The sequence below is a fragment of the Microbispora sp. NPDC046973 genome (assembly GCF_040644495.1).
Lineage (GTDB): Bacteria > Actinomycetota > Actinomycetes > Streptosporangiales > Streptosporangiaceae > Microbispora.
Genome location: NZ_JBEYWQ010000009.1, coordinates 116,260 through 133,779 on the forward strand (window position 1 = coordinate 116,260; position 17,520 = coordinate 133,779).

The 17,520-nt window shown below is 72.8% G+C and carries 20 protein-coding genes; 10 read left to right on the plus strand and 10 right to left on the minus strand.

The genetic code is table 11. From position 1 onward, the window contains the following. The first annotated feature begins 23 nt into the window (after nt 1-23). Nucleotides 24-575: an NADPH-dependent FMN reductase gene (gene ssuE, locus ABZ860_RS18975; RefSeq protein ID WP_357221750.1), complete on the plus strand. Its 552-nt coding sequence runs from the start codon at nt 24-26 to the stop codon at nt 573-575. A gap of 10 nt (nt 576-585) precedes the next feature. Next, the gene (locus ABZ860_RS18980; protein WP_357221753.1) at nt 586-1,743 is read left to right on the plus strand and encodes an LLM class flavin-dependent oxidoreductase; all 1,158 of its coding nucleotides are present in this window, start codon (nt 586-588) and stop codon (nt 1,741-1,743) included. 80 nt (nt 1,744-1,823) lie between these two features. Here the strand turns inward: ABZ860_RS18980 and ABZ860_RS18985 are convergent, their stop codons facing one another. The 3 genes from ABZ860_RS18985 to fabG form a co-directional block, all read right to left on the minus strand. After that, on the minus strand, nt 1,824-2,744 hold the full coding sequence (locus ABZ860_RS18985; protein ID WP_357221755.1) for a helix-turn-helix domain-containing protein: 921 nt from the start codon (nt 2,742-2,744) through the stop codon (nt 1,824-1,826). Between the two features lie 239 nt (nt 2,745-2,983). Next, complete coding sequence (fabI, locus tag ABZ860_RS18990; RefSeq protein ID WP_357221758.1) at nt 2,984-3,748, minus strand: enoyl-ACP reductase FabI; 765 nt, start codon at nt 3,746-3,748, stop codon at nt 2,984-2,986. A 24-nt stretch (nt 3,749-3,772) separates the two neighbouring features. After that, nucleotides 3,773-4,477, minus strand: a complete 705-nt coding sequence (gene fabG, locus ABZ860_RS18995; protein ID WP_357221761.1) for a 3-oxoacyl-[acyl-carrier-protein] reductase — start codon at nt 4,475-4,477, stop codon at nt 3,773-3,775. 77 nt (nt 4,478-4,554) lie between these two features. On the opposite strand from fabG, the gene ABZ860_RS19000 reads away from it, so the two are divergent. Next, entirely contained in the window at nt 4,555-6,051 is a 1,497-nt protein-coding gene (locus tag ABZ860_RS19000) for a TldD/PmbA family protein (RefSeq protein WP_357221764.1), read from the plus strand. Beyond that, entirely contained in the window at nt 6,048-7,430 is a 1,383-nt protein-coding gene (locus tag ABZ860_RS19005; protein WP_357221766.1) for a metallopeptidase TldD-related protein, read from the plus strand. The genes ABZ860_RS19000 and ABZ860_RS19005 overlap by 4 nt, the downstream gene beginning before the upstream one ends. 138 nt (nt 7,431-7,568) lie before the next feature. On the opposite strand, the gene ABZ860_RS19010 is transcribed toward ABZ860_RS19005, so the two are convergent. After that, nucleotides 7,569-7,784: a dodecin gene (locus ABZ860_RS19010; RefSeq protein WP_079314915.1), complete on the minus strand. Its 216-nt coding sequence runs from the start codon at nt 7,782-7,784 to the stop codon at nt 7,569-7,571. A 133-nt stretch (nt 7,785-7,917) separates the two neighbouring features. Here ABZ860_RS19010 and ABZ860_RS19015 point away from each other — a divergent pair, with 133 nt between their 5' ends. Next, nucleotides 7,918-8,193 carry a DUF3099 domain-containing protein gene (locus ABZ860_RS19015; protein WP_357222040.1) on the plus strand — a complete coding sequence of 92 codons (276 nt, stop codon included), beginning with the start codon at nt 7,918-7,920 and terminating at the stop codon, nt 8,191-8,193. 322 nt (nt 8,194-8,515) lie between these two features. Here ABZ860_RS19015 and ABZ860_RS19020 read toward each other — a convergent pair whose 3' ends face one another. The 5 genes from ABZ860_RS19020 to ABZ860_RS19040 form a co-directional block, all read right to left on the minus strand. Then, complete coding sequence (locus ABZ860_RS19020; protein WP_357221769.1) at nt 8,516-8,788, minus strand: DUF6457 domain-containing protein; 273 nt, start codon at nt 8,786-8,788, stop codon at nt 8,516-8,518. 11 nt (nt 8,789-8,799) lie between these two features. Then, nucleotides 8,800-9,420, minus strand: coding sequence for an NTP transferase domain-containing protein (locus tag ABZ860_RS19025; RefSeq protein ID WP_357221771.1), 621 nt, complete (start codon nt 9,418-9,420; stop codon nt 8,800-8,802). A 30-nt stretch (nt 9,421-9,450) separates the two neighbouring features. After that, nucleotides 9,451-10,440: a GTP 3',8-cyclase MoaA gene (moaA, locus tag ABZ860_RS19030; protein WP_357221773.1), complete on the minus strand. Its 990-nt coding sequence runs from the start codon at nt 10,438-10,440 to the stop codon at nt 9,451-9,453. A 244-nt stretch (nt 10,441-10,684) separates the two neighbouring features. Further along, a complete protein-coding gene (locus ABZ860_RS19035; protein WP_357221775.1) occupies nt 10,685-11,107 on the minus strand; it encodes a YjdF family protein in 423 nt (140 codons plus the stop codon). A 275-nt stretch (nt 11,108-11,382) separates the two neighbouring features. Beyond that, the gene (locus ABZ860_RS19040) at nt 11,383-11,853 is read right to left on the minus strand and encodes a MarR family winged helix-turn-helix transcriptional regulator (RefSeq protein ID WP_357221777.1); all 471 of its coding nucleotides are present in this window, start codon (nt 11,851-11,853) and stop codon (nt 11,383-11,385) included. Between the two features lie 133 nt (nt 11,854-11,986). Here ABZ860_RS19040 and ABZ860_RS19045 point away from each other — a divergent pair, with 133 nt between their 5' ends. Further along, a complete protein-coding gene (locus ABZ860_RS19045; RefSeq protein ID WP_357221779.1) occupies nt 11,987-13,342 on the plus strand; it encodes an MFS transporter in 1,356 nt (451 codons plus the stop codon). A gap of 9 nt (nt 13,343-13,351) precedes the next feature. Then, nucleotides 13,352-14,002, plus strand: coding sequence for a nitroreductase family protein (locus ABZ860_RS19050; protein WP_357221781.1), 651 nt, complete (start codon nt 13,352-13,354; stop codon nt 14,000-14,002). A gap of 40 nt (nt 14,003-14,042) precedes the next feature. Here ABZ860_RS19050 and ABZ860_RS19055 read toward each other — a convergent pair whose 3' ends face one another. Further along, nucleotides 14,043-14,915 carry a LysR family transcriptional regulator gene (locus ABZ860_RS19055; RefSeq protein WP_357221783.1) on the minus strand — a complete coding sequence of 291 codons (873 nt, stop codon included), beginning with the start codon at nt 14,913-14,915 and terminating at the stop codon, nt 14,043-14,045. A gap of 169 nt (nt 14,916-15,084) precedes the next feature. Here ABZ860_RS19055 and ABZ860_RS19060 point away from each other — a divergent pair, with 169 nt between their 5' ends. From ABZ860_RS19060 to ABZ860_RS19070, 3 genes are read left to right on the plus strand one after another with little or no spacing between them, the layout of a single operon-like run. Then, nucleotides 15,085-15,936, plus strand: coding sequence for a sugar phosphate isomerase/epimerase family protein (locus ABZ860_RS19060; RefSeq protein WP_357221785.1), 852 nt, complete (start codon nt 15,085-15,087; stop codon nt 15,934-15,936). Next, the gene (locus ABZ860_RS19065) at nt 15,933-16,691 is read left to right on the plus strand and encodes an SDR family NAD(P)-dependent oxidoreductase (protein WP_357221787.1); all 759 of its coding nucleotides are present in this window, start codon (nt 15,933-15,935) and stop codon (nt 16,689-16,691) included. Before ABZ860_RS19060 ends, ABZ860_RS19065 begins: the two co-directional genes overlap by 4 nt. A gap of 10 nt (nt 16,692-16,701) precedes the next feature. Next, on the plus strand, nt 16,702-17,517 hold the full coding sequence (locus tag ABZ860_RS19070) for an alpha/beta hydrolase (RefSeq protein WP_357221789.1): 816 nt from the start codon (nt 16,702-16,704) through the stop codon (nt 17,515-17,517). Nucleotides 17,518-17,520: the final 3 nt, after the last annotated feature.

Below are 17,520 nucleotides of genomic sequence, written 5' to 3' on the forward strand. Positions count from 1 at the left end.
TCCCCTCTGACGGAGGTTCCGCCATGTCCACCATCGTCGTCCTGTCCGGCAGCCCTTCGGCGGTCTCGCGAACCGCGGCCCTGAGCACGCACCTCGCCGACCGGCTGCGCCTCCTCGGCCACGAGGTCCGCACCGTGCACGTGCGCGACCTGCCGGCGGAGGCGCTGCTGTCGGCCGACACGGGGCACCCTCGGATCGCCGAGGTCGTCGGCCTCATCGGCGATGCGGACGGCGTCCTGGTCGCCTCACCCGTGTACAAGGCCGCCTACAGCGGACTGCTGAAGACGTTGCTCGACCTGCTGCCGCAGTTCGCGTTCGCGGGCAAGGTCGTCCTGCCGATCGTCACCGGCGGCAGCCCCGCCCACGTGCTGGCCATCGACTACGCGCTGCGCCCGGTCCTGACCTCGCTCGGGGCCGACCACGTCGTGCCGGGATGGTTCGTCCTGGACCGGCACATCGCGGTCCGCGGCGACGAGGCCGGCCTCGACCCTGACCACGCCGCCCCGCTCTACCGCGTGGTCGACGCCTTCGCGTCGGCCTTGGCCGCACGCCGCCCGCTGCTTGCCGCGTCCTGAGGGGACCCCGATGACACTGACGTTCCACTGGTTCCTGCCCACGTACGGCGACAGCCGCCACCTCGTCGGCGGCGGGCACGGCACGGACATCACCACGGCCGGCGGAGACCGGCCCGCCACCCTGGCGTACCTGGGCCAGATCGTGCGCGCCGCCGAGCAACTCGGCTTCGAGGGGGCCCTCACCCCGGCCGGCGCCTGGTGCGAGGACGCCTGGCTGACCACCGCCATGCTGGTCGCGAACTCCGAGCGGCTGAAGTTCCTGGTCGCCTTCCGGCCGGGGCTGCTGTCGCCCACGCTCGCCGCACAGATGGCCGCCACGTTCCAGCGGCACTCGGCCGGGCGCCTGCTGGTCAACGTCGTGACCGGCGGCGAGGACCACGAGCAGCGCGCCTACGGCGACTTCCTCGCCAAGGACGAGCGCTACGAGCGCACCGACGAGTTCCTCACGGTCGTACGCGCCCTGTGGCGGGGGGAACGGGTCACTTTGGAGGGCAGACACGTCAGGGTCGCGGACGCCGCGCTGAGCCGGGTGCCGTCCCCGGTGCCGGCCGTGTACTTCGGCGGGTCGTCCCCGGCCGCGGGCAGGGTGGCGGCGCGGCACAGCGACGTCTACCTGACCTGGGGCGAGCCGCCCGCGCAGGTCGCCGAGAAGCTCGCCTGGATCCGCCGGGAGGCGGCCGCGGCCGGCCGCGAGGTGCGCTTCGGCATCCGGCTCCACGTCATCAGCCGGGACACCTCGGCGCAGGCGTGGGCGGAGGCCGAGCGGCTGCTGTCCGCCCTGGACCCGGCGGTCATCGCGTCGGTGCAGGCCGGTCTCGCGCGCAGCGGGTCGGAGGGGCAGCGGCGGATGCGGGCCCTGCACGGGGGCCGCACGGACGCGCTGGAGGTCTCGCCGAACCTGTGGGCCGGTGTGGGGCTCGTCCGCGGCGGCGCGGGCACGGCCCTCGTGGGCAGCCACGTCGAGGTGGCCGAGCGGATCGAGGAGTACCACGCGCTCGGCATCGACGAGTTCGTGCTGTCCGGTCACCCGCATCTGGAGGAGGCCTACTGGTTCGGCGAGGGCGTCCTGCCCCTGCTGCGCCGCAGGGGGGTGTGGCGGCACCCGGTGGACGCGCTCGACGACCCGCTCCCGGCCGCCATCCCCTTCACCGGCACCGCGTCCCGGTGAGGCTGGGCTTCCAGGCGTGCCCTGCGGGCACCGTCGAGGGCGGAGCGCAGGAGACGAGGGGGTGAGCGGGGGCGACGGGGTCAGCGCGCGCAGCGCGTTCTCGCGTGGGGGCCTTCCCCCTGCTCGGTGACCACCCAGCCCTCCACCCAGACGCATCCGCGGGCGAGGGAGAGCATGTCGCCGTAGCTGCCCGGCGGCGTGTTGTTCGACCATTGGGAACGCACCTGGGCGTCGTCCGCGGGACGGTGCGCGGCGAGCCACACCGTGTAGAGACGGGGGTTGTCGAAGTACGCCGACGCCCAGGCCGTGTCGCACTCGGGACTGCGCCGCAGCCGGAGCGTGCCGAAGCGGGTGCCGTCGGGCAGGTTCAGCGGCACCGCGTCGAGCGTCTCGATGGTGTCGAGGTCGTCTCCGCACCCGCGGGCGCGGGGGTCGTCGCCGTCCATGTCCTCGGCCCGGCTCCCGTCCCCCGCCCGGTCGGTGACGTGCTGGTTGCGCGAGGTCCAGCCGGGCGCGAGCCCCAGGCCGCGCGCGGCCGCGCCCAGCGCCACCACGCCGGCGACCACGAGGACGACGGCAAGCGCGAGCAGGCGCCCACGCCGCCGCACCCGGCCTGCGAGACCGCCGCGCCCGCCGCCGGTTTCGGCCGGTGAGACGACCTGGGCGGCGCCGGAAGCCGGAGACGAGGGCTGTTCACCGGCCGGGGCCGGTTCCGGCCGTTGCGCCGTCCGCCCCGGCATCTCCTCGCCGACCCGGTGCCAGCGCCGCGCCCACTCGTCCTCGTCGCCCCCGCAGGCCCGTACGAAGGCGAGGGTGACCTCCAGGCTCGGGAGGACCCGGCCGCCCGCGGCCCGCGACAGCACCGTGGGCGAGTAGTGGGCCTTCTCCGAGAGGGCCCGGTAGGTGGGCGACCCGGCCTCCTCGCGCAGCCGCCGCAGCGCGACGGCGAACGCCTGCACGGGCCCATCCTCGGGGCTGAGGTCGCGCTCTGGTCGTCCCATGGTCCCCACACCAGTTCGACGGCAACGTCGCCGCGGGCGACGCCGTCCCGGGGCGTACGGGGACGGGAGGGCCCGGGCACCACGCTCGCGCCTGACCGCTCACGCCCACACCGGAGAACGCGCGGGCGTCAGACACGCCCAGATGCTAAGCGCGAGGACGGGCCGCGGCAAGATTCGCACGCCGCCGCGGCCCGTGAGCCCGCCCTATGGGGGAGGCGGGATGTCGCCGGCGGGGGCCGTCAGGCGCCCATCGCGTGCACGCCGCCGTCGACGTGGACGATCTCGCCGGTGGTGGCGGGGAACCAGTCGGACAGCAGCGCGACGCAGGCCTTGGCGGCGGGGGCGGTGTCGGCCAAGTCCCAGCCGAGCGGCGCGCGCTCCGGCCAGGAGTCCTCGAACTCCCTGAACCCGGGGATGCTCTTGGCCGCCATCGTGCGAAGCGGACCGGCGGCGACGAGGTTGACCCGGATGCCGTGCTTGCCCAGGTCGCGGGCGAGGTAGCGCGAGCACGACTCCAGCCCGGCCTTGGCCACGCCCATCCAGTCGTAGACCGGCCACGCCTTGGTCGCGTCGAAGTCCAGGCCGACGATCGAGCCGCCGTCCTTCATCAGCGGCAGGCACGCGACCGCGAGCGACTTGAACGAGAACGTCGAGACGTGGACCGCCGTGGCGACGTCCTCCCACGAGGTGTTGAGGAAGTTGCCGCCCAGGCAGGACTGCGGCGCGAACCCGATGGAGTGGACCACCCCGTCGAGGCCGCCGATGTGCTCGCCGACGCGGTCGGCGAGCGTGTCGAGGTGATCGGTGTTCTGGACGTCCAGTTCGATCACCGGTGGCGGCTCGGGCAGCCGCTTGGCGATACGCTCGACCAGGCTGAGGCGGCCGAAACCGGTCAGCACGACCTGGGCGCCCTCCTCCTGGGCCAGCTTCGCGACGTTGAAGGCGATCGACGCATCGGTGAGGACGCCGGTGACCAGCAGTCGCTTCCCGTCCAGCAAACCCATGTCCAGCTCCAGTCTGTCGTCCGCTCAGTGGCCCATGCCGAGGCCGCCGTCGACGGGGATGACCGCCCCGGTGATGTAGGAGGCGTCGTCGCTCGCCAGGAATCTGACGACCCGCGCGATCTCCTCCGCCTGCGCCTGCCGCCCGAGCGGGATCGTCTTGCGGATCTGCTCCTGCTGCGCCTCCTCGAGCACCGCGGTCATGTCGGTCTCCACGAACCCGGGCGCGACCACGTTGACCGTGATGCCGCGCGAGCCGAGCTCGCGGGCCAGCGACCGGCCGAAGCCGACCAGGCCGGCCTTGGAGGCGGCGTAGTTGGTCTGGCCGGCGGAGCCGGACAGGCCGACGACGGAGGAGATCAGGATGATGCGCCCGCGCCGCATCCGCAGCATGGGCCGTACGGCCCGCTTGGCGACGCGGTAGGCGCCGGTCAGGTTCGTGTCGATGACGTCGGTGAAGGTCTCCTCCTTCATCATCGGCAGCAGCGTGTCCTTGGTGATCCCCGCGTTGGCGACGACCACCTCGACCGGGCCGTGCTCGGCCTCGGCCTTCTCGAAGGCGGCGTCGACGTCGGCGGAGCTCGTCACATCGCAGCGAACCCCGAACAGCCCCTCCGGGGGCTCGCCGGAACGGTAGGTGACGGCGACGGCGTCCCCCGCGGCGGCGAGCTCGCGGGCGATCGCGAGGCCGATGCCGCGATTTCCGCCGGTGACGAGAACAGAGCGAACCATGCGACCGACCGTATCGGCTACCCGGGGGTAGTCCACTTGTCCGCTGGGCACAAGATCACAGGGTTAGGATCGTGGACATGCGCCAGATCGACCCCGACTTCCTCGCCCTGCCGCTGCGGCGGCTGGCGGACGCGGCCCTGCAGCGCGCCCGTGACCTGGGAGCCGAGCACGCCTCGTTCCGGCTCGAACGCGTGCGCGCCGAGACGCTGCGCCTGTTCGACGCCCGGCTCGAGGGATCCTCGGACGCCGACGACCTCGGCTTCGCCGTACGGGTGATCAAGGACGGCACCTGGGGCTTCGCGTCCGGGATCGAGCTGACCCCGGAGGCCGCGGCCAGGACCGCCGAGGAGGCCGTGCGGGTCGCGGCGGTCAGCGCGCCCATCAACCGCGAGCCGGTGGAGCTGGCCCCCGAGCCGGTGTACGACGACGTGACCTGGGTGTCGGCCTACGAGGTCGACCCCTTCGACGTGCCGCTGCCGGACAAGGCGGCGCTGCTGGCGGAGTGGTCGTCCGGCCTGCTCGGCAGGGTCGACCACGTCTCGGCCTCGCTCATGCAGGTCAAGGAGCAGAAGTTCTACGCCGACACGGCGGGCACGGTCACCACGCAGCAGCGCGTGCGGCTGCATCCCGTCCTGACCGCGATGCGGGCCGACGGCGACCGGTTCGACGACATGCGCACGCTGGCCCCGCCGGTCGGCCGGGGGTATGAGTACCTGACCGGCACCGGCTGGGACTTCCCCACCGAGCTGGCCGAGATCCCCGACCTGCTGGACGAGAAGCTCAAGGCGCCCTCGGTCGAGGCCGGGCCGTACGACCTGGTGGTCGACCCGTCGAACCTGTGGCTGACGATCCACGAGTCGATCGGCCACGCCACCGAGCTGGACCGGGCGCTCGGCTACGAGGCGGCCTACGCCGGCACCTCCTTCGCCACCTTCGACCAGCTCGGCAGCCTGCACTACGGCTCGCCGGTGATGAACGTGACGGGCGACCGCACGGTCGAGCACGGCCTGGCCACCGTCGGCTGGGACGACGAGGGCGTGGCCGGCCAGTCGTTCGACATCGTCCGCGAGGGCACGCTGGTGGGCTATCAGCTCGACCGGCGGATGGCGCTGCTGAAGGGCCTCGGGCGGTCGAACGGCTGCGCGTTCGCCGACTCCCCCGGGCACGTGCCGATCCAGCGGATGGCCAACGTGTCGCTCCAGCCGGCGGCGGACGGCCCCTCCACCGACGAGCTGATCTCACGGATCGAGCGCGGGATCTACGTCGTCGGCGACAAGAGCTGGTCGATCGACATGCAGCGGTACAACTTCCAGTTCACGGGCCAGCGGTTCTACCGCATCGAGAACGGCCGCCTGGCCGGGCAGCTGCGCGACGTGGCCTACCAGGCGACCACGACGGACTTCTGGCGCTCGATGGAGGCCGTCGGCGGCCCGCAGACGTACGTGCTCGGCGGCGCCTTCAACTGCGGCAAGGGCCAGCCGGGCCAGGTCGCGCCGGTCAGTCACGGCGCTCCGTCGGCCCTGTTCCGCGGCGTACGGATCCTCAACACCGTCCAGGAGGGTGGCAGCAAGTGAGCGACGGGGTGACCACACCGCAGGAGACGGTGGAGCGGGCGCTCGCGCTGAGTGAGGCCGACGGCTGCGTCGTCATCGTGGACGAGGGCTCGACCGCCAACCTGCGCTTCGCCGGCAACACGCTGACGACCAACGGGGTCGCGCGCTCGTCCCAGCTCACCGTGATCTCCGTCGTGGGCGCCGGGGTGGGGGTCGTCTCGCGCTCCGCTGTACGGGCCGGTCAGCTGGCCGACGTGGTGGCCGCGGCGGACCGCGCCGCGCGGGAGGCCCGGCCGTCGGAGGACGCCCGGCCTCTGGTGGAGGGCACCGCCGGGGAGGGCTGGGAGCGCCCGGTGGAGCCGACCTCCATCGACGTGTTCGGCGGCTTCGCCCCCGCGCTCGGTGAGGCGTTCGCCGCCGCCGACGCCTCCGGCCGCAGGTTGTACGGCTTCGCCGAGCACAGCATGACCTCGACGTTCGTCGGCTCGTCCACCGGTCTTCGGCTGCGCCACGACCAGCCGACCGGGCGGCTCGAACTGAACGCCAAGTCGGCGGACATGACGCGCTCGGCCTGGACCGGCGTGGCCACCCGCGACTTCTCCGACGTGGACGTGGCCGCCCTGGACGAGACGCTCATCCGGCGGCTCGACTGGGCCAAGCGGCGGATCAGCCTGGAGCCGGGCCGCTACGAGACGCTCCTGCCGCCGACGGCGGTCTCCGACCTGATGATCTACCTGTACTGGTCGGCCGGCGCGCGGGACGCCGCCGACGGCCGCACGGTGTTCTCCCGGCCCGGCGGCGGCACCCGTGTGGGCGAGCGGCTCTCGACGCTGCCGATTTCGCTCCACAGCGATCCGGCGCGGGCCGGCGTCGAGTGCGCGCCGTTCGTCGTCGCGCACTCCTCCAGCCGGGAGCAGTCGGTCTTCGACAACGGCCTGCCCCTGGCCCGCACCGAGTGGATCAGCGACGGCACGCTGGCCAACCTCGTGCAGACCCGGCACTCCGCCGAGCTGACCGGCCTCGCCGCCACCCCGCAGATCGACAACCTGGTCATGACGGGACCGGAGGACGGCCGCTCGCTGGAGGAGATGATCGCCTCGACCGAGCGGGGCCTGCTGCTGACCTGCCTGTGGTACATCCGCGAGGTCGACCCGCAGTCGCTGCTCCTGACCGGGCTGACCAGGGACGGCGTCTACCTCGTCGAGAACGGCGAGGTCGTGGGCGAGGTCAACAACTTCCGGTTCAACGAGTCGCCGGTCGACCTGCTCGGCCGCCTCACCGAGGTGGGCCCGAGCGAGCAGACGCTGCCGCGCGAGTGGAACGACTGGTTCACCCGCGCCGTCATGCCGCCGGTCCGGGTGCCCGACTTCAACATGTCGACGGTCAGCCAGGCCAGCTAGCGTCCTGCGCTCGAAGTCACCGGTCGCCGCCCGCGCGCTCGCCGCGGAAGGCGCCCGCGTCGTGCGCGCCGTCCGCGGCCTCGCCAGGGGCCACCGCCGGCTACGCGCGGTGGCCGCCTCCGGTCACAGCACCTGGTCCTATTCGGCGTCCTCGAGGCGGAAGCCGACTTTCATGCCGACCTGGAAGTGGGCCACCTCGCCGTCCACGATGTGCCCGCGCACCTCGGTCACCTCGAACCAGTCCAGGTGCCGCAGTGTCTGAGCGGCCCGCCTGACGCCGTTGCGGATGGCCTGGTCGACGCTCTCGGCCGAGGTGCCCACTATCTCGGTCACCCGATAGGTGCGGTCCGACATCACGTCCTCCTGCCTGTGCGTGTCGCGCGATCGTATCGCCGTGCGGGCGTCACCCCCGCCATCCCCGGGGTCTACCGTGGAAATCGTGAATCCATGGCGCAGGTTGCGAAAAGACCGCCCGGTCGTTCACCAGGTGACGGACGCCCAGCCGTCGCTGTCCGACGACGTGCGCAAGCGGGAGGTCAGTTACCTCATCAAGATGGGCATCCGGCTCGTGTGCCTCATTCTGGCCGTCGCCGTGCCGGCCCCCTGGCCCGTCAAGGCCCTGTTCGTCGCGGGGGCGGTTCTTTTGCCATACCTTGCCGTTATCGGGGCCAATCAGAGAGGTCACGAGCCTCCTCCGCCCCCCGACTTGACCTCGTCTAGCCAAAACGAGATACCACGCCATCGACGCGAGATCGGGTCGTGACAAAGTCTTGACGCAACCCATGGGTTGGAGGTGTACAGTTTAGCCAAGCGCTCTGGTCCCCCGTCGGAGCGCTGGTGCCGGCGTTCCGGGCCCCCGTCGGAACGCCGATGAAGCGGCGCCGGGTGGTTTGCCCCCGTAACCACCCGGCGCCGCCCTTTTCCCCGGCTTTGCACAGCTCACGGCCGTGCACGAGTCTCGACTTCGCGCAGGTCTCACGGACCGGCCGTCGCGGTCGTCCCGGCAGGGACGGTCCTTCCGCCGAGCGGTCCCCGGCGCCCGCCCTTCCCCTCTACGCGGCGCGCCGGGACCGTGGAAGCAGGCGTCAGGAGTCGGGGGTGCCGGTAGCCGCGCGTGACTGCGCGGCCGCCTCCGACCAGTCCTTCGCCATCCGGGACAGCCGCTCCACCACGTCCGGCGGCGCGGTGCCGGCCCCCTGCGCCAGCCCCACCAGGTAGGCGGTCAGCGGAGCGGCGGGCCGCGCCACTCCGTGCGCCACATCCCTGGTCAGGTCGAGCACCGCGGTCCGGTCCACCCGGGCGGGGTCGATGCCCAGCTCGCGGCAGACCAGAGCCGTCCATTCCTCCAGCACGTTCACGCGCACTCCCTTCACCCGCGCCCTCGGGCCCGCTCGCGGGCCGCGCGGAGATCGTCGACGGTGTCGCAATCGAACCACGGCGGGGTCTCTCCGGGCGCCACCGGAGGGCGCACGGGCACCGGCCCCAGCGGGCCGAGCAGCCCGCGCAGCGACCGCCCCTCGTAGGCGCCGAGCGCGGCCCGCAAGGCCGCCGTCCGCCACGCGCCGGTGAGCCACTGCTCGCGGCCCTCGTCGTCCACGAGCACCGCGCCCGCGCCGTCCTCGGGAAGCGCCGCCACAAGCGCCCTGACGTGGCCGGCGACGACGAACGGCAGGTCGGCGGCGAGCAGGACGACCAGCGGGGACCTCACCTCGGCGAGCCCGGCGCGCAGCGCCGGCACCGGTCCGCCGCCCGGCGGGTCCTCACGGGTGAACAGCACGCCCGGCATGTCTCTGGGCGGGCCCACCACGACCACCGCGCGGGCGTCGCGGACCGCCGCCGCCACCCGCTCGACGAGGGGCAGCCCGCCGACGAGCGCACCGGGCTTGTCCGCGCCGCCGAGCCGCTCGGCCCGGCCCCCCGCCAGGATCACGGCGTCGTACGGCGGCGGGGAAGCCGCCTCACCGGCGCCGGTTCCGGAGCGGGGACGCACGGGTGCTCCCTGGACTCTCTCGGGGCTCCGTCAGCCGCCGATGGCCGACATCGGGCGGGCCGGCTGGAGGAACGCGGGGTCGTCGATGCCGTGCCCGGCCCTCTTCCCCCGCACCGCCGCGAGCCACCGCGCCGCCAGCTCCTCGTCCGAGGCGCCCGAGCGCAGCGCTCCACGCAGGTCGGACTCCTCTGTGGCGAACAGGCAGTTGCGGACCTGGCCGTCGGCGGTGATCCGGACGCGGTCGCAGGCGCCGCAGAACGGCCGGGTGACCGAGCCGATCACGCCCACCCGGTGCGGGCCGCCGTCCACCAGGAACAGCTCGGCGGGGGCGCTGCCCCGCTCGCGCGGGTCGTCCTCGGTGAGGTCGAAGGAGTCCTTCAGCAGCCCGAGGATCTCGTCGGCCGTGATCATGTCGTCGCGGCGCCAGCCGTGCTGGGCGTCGAGCGGCATCTGCTCGATGAAGCGCAGCTCGTATCCCTGGTCGAGGCAGTAGCGCAGCAGCGGCACGGCCTCGTGCTCGTTGACGCCGCGCATCAGCACCGCGTTGACCTTGACCGGCGTGAGGCCCGCCGCCGTCGCCGCGGCGAGCCCGTCCAGCACGTCGCGCAGCCGGTCGCGGTGCGCCAGCCGGACGAACACGTCGCGGTCGAGCGTGTCCAGCGAGACGTTGACGCGGTCGAGACCGGCCCGCGCGAGCGGCTCCGCGAGGCGGACCAGGCCGATGCCGTTGGTCGTCAGCGACACCTGGGGACGCGGGCGCAGCGCGGCGGTCGCGGCCACGATCTCGACGAGTTCCCGCCGCAGCAGCGGCTCGCCACCGGTGAAGCGGACCTCCCGGATGCCGAGCCGCTCCACGCCGATCGTCACCAGGCGGACGATCTCCTCACCGGTGAGCAGTTCGGGCTTGGGCAGCCAGTCGAGGCCCTCCGGTGGCATGCAGTACGAGCACCGAAGGTTGCACCGGTCGGTCAGCGACACCCTCAGATCGGTCGCGACCCGGCCGAACGAGTCAACCAGCACGAGAGGACCTCCCACCCCAGAGAGCCTCAAGCCTAAGCCCTGCCGTCACGATGGCGGCAACGCCGGTCGTCCCGGCATGATTCCCCCGCCCTGGGACGGACCGGGGTCCGTCCCAGGGCGGAGTCGCGGCCGGGGGTGAGCGGCGGTGCGCCGCCGTCGCCGCGGCGCGGCCCTCGGCCAGGCCGGCGAGCGGACCTCCGGGCGGCCGGCGGACCCCGGGTGGCGTTCCTGCCGCCGCCCGCGGTCACCGGTCGCGGCGGCGCTCGATCCGCTTGCGGCGGGCGACCTCGCGGCGGTGCTCGGCCAGCGCGCGCTCACGCTCGCGCCGGTTCGCGCTCGCCTGGCTCTTGGTGCTCTCCAGTTCGAGCCGCAGCGCCTCCTGCGCGGCCGTGCCGCGCCGCGTGACCCGGGCCGCCGCGCGGGCGGCCAGCTTGGCCGCGCGCTTGGGACCGACCCGCCGCTCCCCGCGCTCCCCCATGGGTACGGCGGGGGCCGCCTGCGCGCGTTCGAGCAGGGCGACCCCGTGCCGCATGAGGAACTCGTACAGCTCGGGGTCGGTGGGTTCGGAGCCGAGGACGAACCGGGTCGCGCGGAGCTCGCCGTCCTCGGCGATCTCCAGGACGCCCACCCAGAACGGGCTCTCGAAGTAGACGGACAGGGAAACCACGATGCCTCCACAGGTATGCCGACAGGCGGCTTGGCGAAGCCGCATTCCGGCACACCGGACATCCTCCGAGGCTCCCCGAGGGGACACGTGAGGCGGATACGAGACCGCCGGGCCCGGCTGCGAACCCGGGGACCGGCGGGCGCCCGGGCTACCGACCGGGACCGCGTTTTCGTGTGCGCGGCCAGGATACAGACAGACGCCCGTCCCCGGCTCGGGCGCCTGGATCCGAGTTTTTACGAACGAAGCCCGCGACTGCCGGTCCTGGCCGGCGCGCGTCAGGCGCCGGTTCCCAGGAGTTTGCCGAGAAGCGCGCTCAGCTGGCCACGCTCCTCGGGTGTAAGAGGGTTGAAGGCGTCCTCGAGAAAGGCCGGGATCGATGTCTGAGCCTCGGCCAGCCGCCGCCGGCCCGAGTCGGTGATCGTGACGGCGTAGGAACGGCGGTCGCGCGGGTTGCGTTCCCGGCGTACGTGGCCCGCCTGTTCCAGGTCGTCGCAGATGCCGACCATGACGCTGCGGTCGATGCGCAGTTCCTCGCTGAGCGTCTGCTGGGAGCAAGGGCCGACGGCGTCGAGCATCTGGAGCACGAGATGCTGCCCGACGCCGAGACCTTCCTCGGCGGCGTGGTCGTCCGCGGCGCGCGCCACCGCTGCCGAGGCCCGGCACAGCGCGATGTCGAGCCGCTCGGCCGCCAGCCGCGGAAAGTACGTCACGCGCATCCGCTCGGCCGTCCTGGTCGTGGTCGCCATCGCTCTCCTCTTCGCTCTGTCACCAGCCTACAGCAGACCATCTCGACTCCAATCGTTTGACAGGAGATGATTTGCGGCCATACGGTCGGGATCGTCTGTCAGCAAATTGTTTGTCCACAGATGGAGGGTGGTCGTGCCACCGATCGACGGCCGCAGACAGGCGGCCCTGCTGGTGTTGTGCGCAGCGGTGTTCCTGGATTCGATGGACCTGTCCCTGATGGGCGTGGCGTTGCCCGCCATCGGGCGCGATCTGTCGCTGCCGGAGAGCGTCCTGCAGTGGCTGATGTCCGGATACGCAGTGGCCTACGGCGGGTTCCTGCTGCTTGGCGGCCGGGTGGCGGACCTGTTCGGCCGCCGCCGCGTGTTCCTGCTGTCGTTAGCGATCTTCGCGGCGGCGAGCCTGGCCGGTGGGCTGCTGTCGGCGGGATGGCCGCTGGTCGTCACGCGGGTGGTCAAGGGGGTGGCGGCCGCGCTCACCGCACCCGCCGCGCTGTCGCTCATCACCACCACCTTCGCCGAGGGGCCGCAGCGCAACCGGGCGCTGGGGGTCTACTCGCTGGCCGGGGCGACCGGCTACACCGCCGGGCTGATCGCCTCCGGCCTGCTGACCGAGATCAGCTGGCGGCTGGTGTTCTTCCTGCCGGTTCCGGTCGCGGTGCTGGTCCTGGTGATGTCGCCGCTGGCGCTGCCGCGCGGCCTCCGGCCGTCCGGGACGCGCGAGGGGTTCGACGCCGCCGGCGCGGTCGCGGTCACCGGCGGGGTGCTGCTGCTGGTCTTCGCTCTGACGGAGAGGAACCGGCCCGCGGGCCTGGTGGCCGTGCTGCTGCTGGGCGCCTTCGTGGCCATCGAGCGCCGGCGGCCCGCGCCGCTCGTCCCACTGGAGGTGTTCAGGTCCGGCACGGTGGCCGCCGCCAATCTCGCGGCGCTGGCCTGGGCCTGCGCGACGATCGGCTGGCAGTTCGTCGCCGTCCTCTACCTGCAGGGGGAACTCGGCTACAGCGCGCTGGCCACCGGGCTCGGAATCGTCCCGATGGGGGTGGCCATCGTCATCACCGCCAACCTCGCCGGCAGGCTGATCGCCCGATGGGGACTGGGCCGGGTGGCCGCGGCCGGGATGCTCGTCCAAGGGGCGGGAATCCTGCTGTTCCTGCGAGCCGGCGCCGGCGGCGACTACCTCACCGTGCTGCTGCCCGCGCTGGTCGTCCACGGCGTCGGCAACGGGCTGTCGTTTCCCAGTCTCAACATCGCCGCGGTCGGCGGCCTGCCGGACGAGCGGCAGGGTCTGGCCTCGGGTCTGGTCACCTCCTCCGTACAGATAGGCGCGGGGATCGGCGTCGCGGCACTGGCCGCCGTCATGACCCTGGGCGGGTCCGCGCCGGCCGGTTACCGGATCGCGTTCCTGACGGCGGGCGGCTTCTCCCTGGTGGGCGCCCTCATCGCCGCGTACGGTCTGCGCTCACGCCACCCCGCCCCCGTGCCCACCGCCTGAAGGAGACACATGATGACGCTGGATCTCACCCCCGACGAGCTGTTGAGCACCACCCGTGCCGTCCGCAAGCGCCTGGACTTCACCCGGCCGGTGCCCCGCGAGCTCATCGAAGAATGCGTGGACCTGGCCGTGCAGGCCCCCACCGGGCGCAACCGGCAGCGCTGGCACTTCCTGGTGGTCACCGAGCCGGAACGGCGGCATGCCGTGGCCGACATCTTCCTGCGCGCCCTGCCGCTGGCCGCCGGGCAGCCGCTGACCGAACGCGACCTGTGGCGCATGAACTATCACCGCGGCTCCACCGAGCGGGTCTTCGACGGGCTGCGCCACCTTGCCGACAACATCCACCGGGTGCCCGCGTTCGTCATCCCCGGGGTGGAGGGACGCACCGACCGCGCCCCGGTGGCCGTGCAGGCCGGGGCGTGGGGATCGATCCTGCCCGCCGTGTGGAGCTTCATGCTGGCCGCCCGGGCACGCGGCCTGGGCACGACATGGACCACCGCCCAGGCACCGCTCGAACGCGAACTCGCCGAGGTGCTCGGCGTGCCGTACGAGGAGGTGATGCTGGCCGCGTTCATCCCGCTGGCCTTCACCGTCGGCACCGACTTCAAGCCCGCTCCCCGCATCCCGCGAGAGGAGGTCCTGCACTGGGACCGGTGGTGAACGCGTCAGGCCGGGCCGCCCGCACCCCGGGGCGGCCTGGTCAGGCCGGCACGGCTCGCACGACGTCGGCCACCTCGTCCACCACCGCCCGCGTGGGACGCTGGCACACCAGCCACGTGGTCATCACGGCCTCGGGCAGCCCCTCGACGGGCCGCCAGCGCCAGCCGGGCAGCCGCAGCGCGGCGACGTGCGAGGCGACCAGCGCGGCATCGGACCGCGTCGCCTGCGCGCAGGCCAGAACGTGCTCGGTGAACTGGGCGAATCGCCAGTACGGCCGGACTCCGGCGGCCAGCACGGCCGCCGTGACGCTCTCCCGGGAGGGTTCCCGTTCACGGGCGTGCACGAGCACCCGCAGCGCGTGGAGGTCACCGATCCGGTAGCGCGGCTCGCCGGCCAGCGGATGGCCGGGCCGCACCGCCAGCCCGAGGACCTCCTGACGCAACAGCCACGAGCCGTGGTGACCGGGTGGCTGCCGGTGGACCAGGCACAGGTCAAGCCTGCCCTCGTGCAGCAGGCGGAGCTGGTCGAAGCTGGTGGCCTCCACGTAGTTCAGCTCGGCGTGGGGCAGCGTCCGGTCCACCGCCTCGACGACGGACGACAGCCAGGAACCAGGCGTCGCGGGAGGCACGCCGATGGAGACCACCTGGCGGGCACGAGCCGCTTCCGAGACGATCTCCTGAGTGGTCGCGGCGAGGCCGAGGATCTGCCGGGCGTGCTGCAGCAGCGCCTCTCCGCTCGGCGTCAGCCGCACCCCCCGGGACGTGCGCTCGAACAGCCGCTGCCCGAGTCGCCGTTCCAGATCCATGATCTGCCGGCTCAGCGACGGCTGCGAGACCAGCAGGCGCTGAGCGGCCTGGTAGAACGAGCCCTCCTCGGCCACCGCGGCGAAATAGCGCAGGTGCCGGAGTTCCACGGCTTCTCCCCCGTCTGATCGCTCAGATATGCCTGCAGAACATACCAGAACTGCCCAGAAGGACTTGGACGGCGAGGGATGTCCGGCTCTGTACTGATGTCGACGGTCATCACCGATGGTGACGCGGAACGGTGAGCAGCTCTCCATGCTGCGTTCTTCGAGGAGCACGATGAGGCTTGGCGTGTGTTCGGCCTGCCTGCCGGAGCTGACGCCGCGACAGGCGATCGAGGCGGCGGTCGCGGCCGGGTATGCCGGAATCGAATGGCGGGTCTCCGCTGAGGCCGGCTCACCGGGCCCGGCACACTTTCTGACCAACAACCGCTGCACCCTTCGTCCGGAAGAAGACGACGTTCGCCGGGCGCGGGAGTTGTGCGACCGCGCGGGCCTGGCCGTCATCGGCCTCAGCGGCTACGTCCCGGCCGGCGACGTGCGGGGAGTCGAGCGGCTGATGAGGCTGGCGGACGAGGCGGGAGCACCGCGGGTACGGCTGTGGGCTCCGCGGATGACGGACGGCGGATTCCACCAGGCACTCGGCCGGGGCATCGAGTTCTTCGACGAGGTCGCGGCGCTGGCCGGCCGCTTCGGCGTCCAGGCACTGCTGGAGATGCACCAGCGCACGATCTGCCCCAGTGCGGCATTGGCCAGGCAGGTCGTGGGACACCTGCCCCCGCACCTGGTGGGGGTCGTCTACGATCCCGGCAACGCCGTGGTGGAGGGGTCGGAGGATCCCCGGATGGCGCTGCAGATCCTCGGCGGGCATCTGGCGCACGTGCACATCAAGAACGTCGCCTTCGAACGCCCCGAGGGCGGCGGCCCGTGGCGGCCTCGCTGGATGCCGATGGATGACGGCGTGCTCGACGTGCCCGCGATCCTGCGGCTGCTTCAGGACACCGGCTACCGCGGATGGGTGTCGGTGGAGGACTTCAGCGGTGCCCGGCCGCCGCGGGCGGCCCTCGTGTTCAACGCCGCCTATCTGCGCGGCCACGTCACGTTCGAGGCGCCGGAAGGAGGGCGGCGGTGAACGGAGGAGGGGCGATCGTCACCGGAGGAGCGGGTGTCCTCGGCATGGCCGTCGCCGCTCAGCTGGCCGCCGACGGATTCGACGTGACGCTCTTCGACATCGACGAAGAGGCCGTCGCCGACGCCGCCGGCCGCCTGTCGGCATCCGGTGGCCGAACCGTCCGCGCCTACCGGGTGGACGTGAGCGACCCCGAGGCGGTCCGTGAAGGGATCGCGCGCGTGGAGCACGCGGGCGGACGGCTGGACTGCCTGGTGAACAACGCCGCCGTCAACATCCGCCGTCCCCTGGCCGGGCAGACCCCCGAGAGCTGGGACGCGACGATGGCGGTGAACGTTCGCGGGCCGATGCTGCTGTGCCAGGCGATGCGGCCCTGGTGGCGGCGTCACGGCTGGGGCCGGGTCGTCAATGTGGGCTCCCGCACCTGGCTCGGCGGCGGCCCGACGGGGTACGTCACCTCCAAAGCGGCCGTCGTCGGCCTGACCCGGACCCTTGCCGTCGAACTGGGCCCCATCGGTGTCACCGTCAACGCCGTGGCGCCCAGCGTGGTGGAGACCCCCTTGACCAGGGCGGGGCGTAGCGCCCGGGAGTTCGAGGAGTTCACCGGCCGTCACCGGGCGATGACACCGCTGGGCCGGCTGGCCCGGCCCCAGGACGTGGCCGACGCCGTCGCCTTCCTCGCCGGCGACCGGGCGAGCTTCATCACCGGCGAGGTCCTGCACGTGTGCGGCGGCGCCCAGCTCGCCCCCTCAGCCTGACGGAGTCCCCGTGCCCTACTTCGAACGCTCCGGCGTGCGCCTGTTCTACGCCGACTACCCGCCCGCCTCCTCGGCCCGGCCGCCGCTCAATCTGCTCCTCGTGCACGGCATGTGGGGCGCGGCCGAAGGCTGGATCTACCAGATCCCCGCATTGCGGTCCCGCTACCGCACCGTGGCGATCGACCTGCGCGGCCACGGACGTTCCGGCAGCCCGCCGACGGGCTATGACGTCGGCGACCACGCCGAGGATCTGGCGGCCCTGATCCGCCACGCCGGCCTGGCGCCGGTCGTCGTGCTCGCCCACTCGATGGGCTGCTCGGCGGCCACCGTCCTGGCCGCCTGCCACCCCGATCTCGTCCACGCTCTGGTGGTGATCGACCCCGACTACGCCGGCGACCCCGGCGATCGGGAGTGGATGGCCCGGCTGGCCGACGACCTGGAGGGCCCGGACGCCGACCAGGTCGCCCAGGAGCTGTTCAGCGACCGCTTCCACACTCCGGCCACCCCGGGGCACCTGCGTACCTGGCACCTGCTGGAGGTCCTGTCTCGACCGGCCTGGCTCAGGGCACAGACCTTCCGGCACAGCGCCTTCGGTCCCGGCAGCCTGCGCTTCCGTCCCCAGGCCGAGCCGGTCCTGCGCCGCCGCCGCCAGCCGGTGCTGGCCTTCCACCGCCACGCGGCACGGGCCCAGGTGGAGCGGATGTGCCTGTCCCACGACTACAGCCAGGTGGTCCTGCGCCCGCAGGCGGGCCACTTCATCCACCAGGAACTGGCCGGCGACGTCAACGACTCCCTCATGCGCTGGCTGTCGGCCCTTCCCCGATAACCC

Excerpts from the sequence above, each read along its gene's own strand:
- ABZ860_RS18980 (WP_357221753.1), top strand. The coding sequence starts at position 586 with ATGACACTGACGTTCCACTGGTTCCTGCCCACGTACGGCGACAGCCGC.
- fabI (WP_357221758.1), bottom strand. The coding sequence starts at position 3,748 with ATGGGTTTGCTGGACGGGAAGCGACTGCTGGTCACCGGCGTCCTCACC.
- fabG (WP_357221761.1), bottom strand. The coding sequence starts at position 4,477 with ATGGTTCGCTCTGTTCTCGTCACCGGCGGAAATCGCGGCATCGGCCTC.
- ABZ860_RS19040 (WP_357221777.1), bottom strand. The coding sequence starts at position 11,853 with ATGGCGACCACGACCAGGACGGCCGAGCGGATGCGCGTGACGTACTTT.
- ABZ860_RS19000 (WP_357221764.1), top strand. The coding sequence starts at position 4,555 with ATGCGCCAGATCGACCCCGACTTCCTCGCCCTGCCGCTGCGGCGGCTG.
- ABZ860_RS19060 (WP_357221785.1), top strand. The coding sequence starts at position 15,085 with ATGAGGCTTGGCGTGTGTTCGGCCTGCCTGCCGGAGCTGACGCCGCGA.
- ABZ860_RS18985 (WP_357221755.1), bottom strand. The coding sequence starts at position 2,744 with ATGGGACGACCAGAGCGCGACCTCAGCCCCGAGGATGGGCCCGTGCAG.
- ssuE (WP_357221750.1), top strand. The coding sequence starts at position 24 with ATGTCCACCATCGTCGTCCTGTCCGGCAGCCCTTCGGCGGTCTCGCGA.
- ABZ860_RS19010 (WP_079314915.1), bottom strand. The coding sequence starts at position 7,784 with ATGTCGGACCGCACCTATCGGGTGACCGAGATAGTGGGCACCTCGGCC.
- ABZ860_RS19050 (WP_357221781.1), top strand. The coding sequence starts at position 13,352 with ATGATGACGCTGGATCTCACCCCCGACGAGCTGTTGAGCACCACCCGT.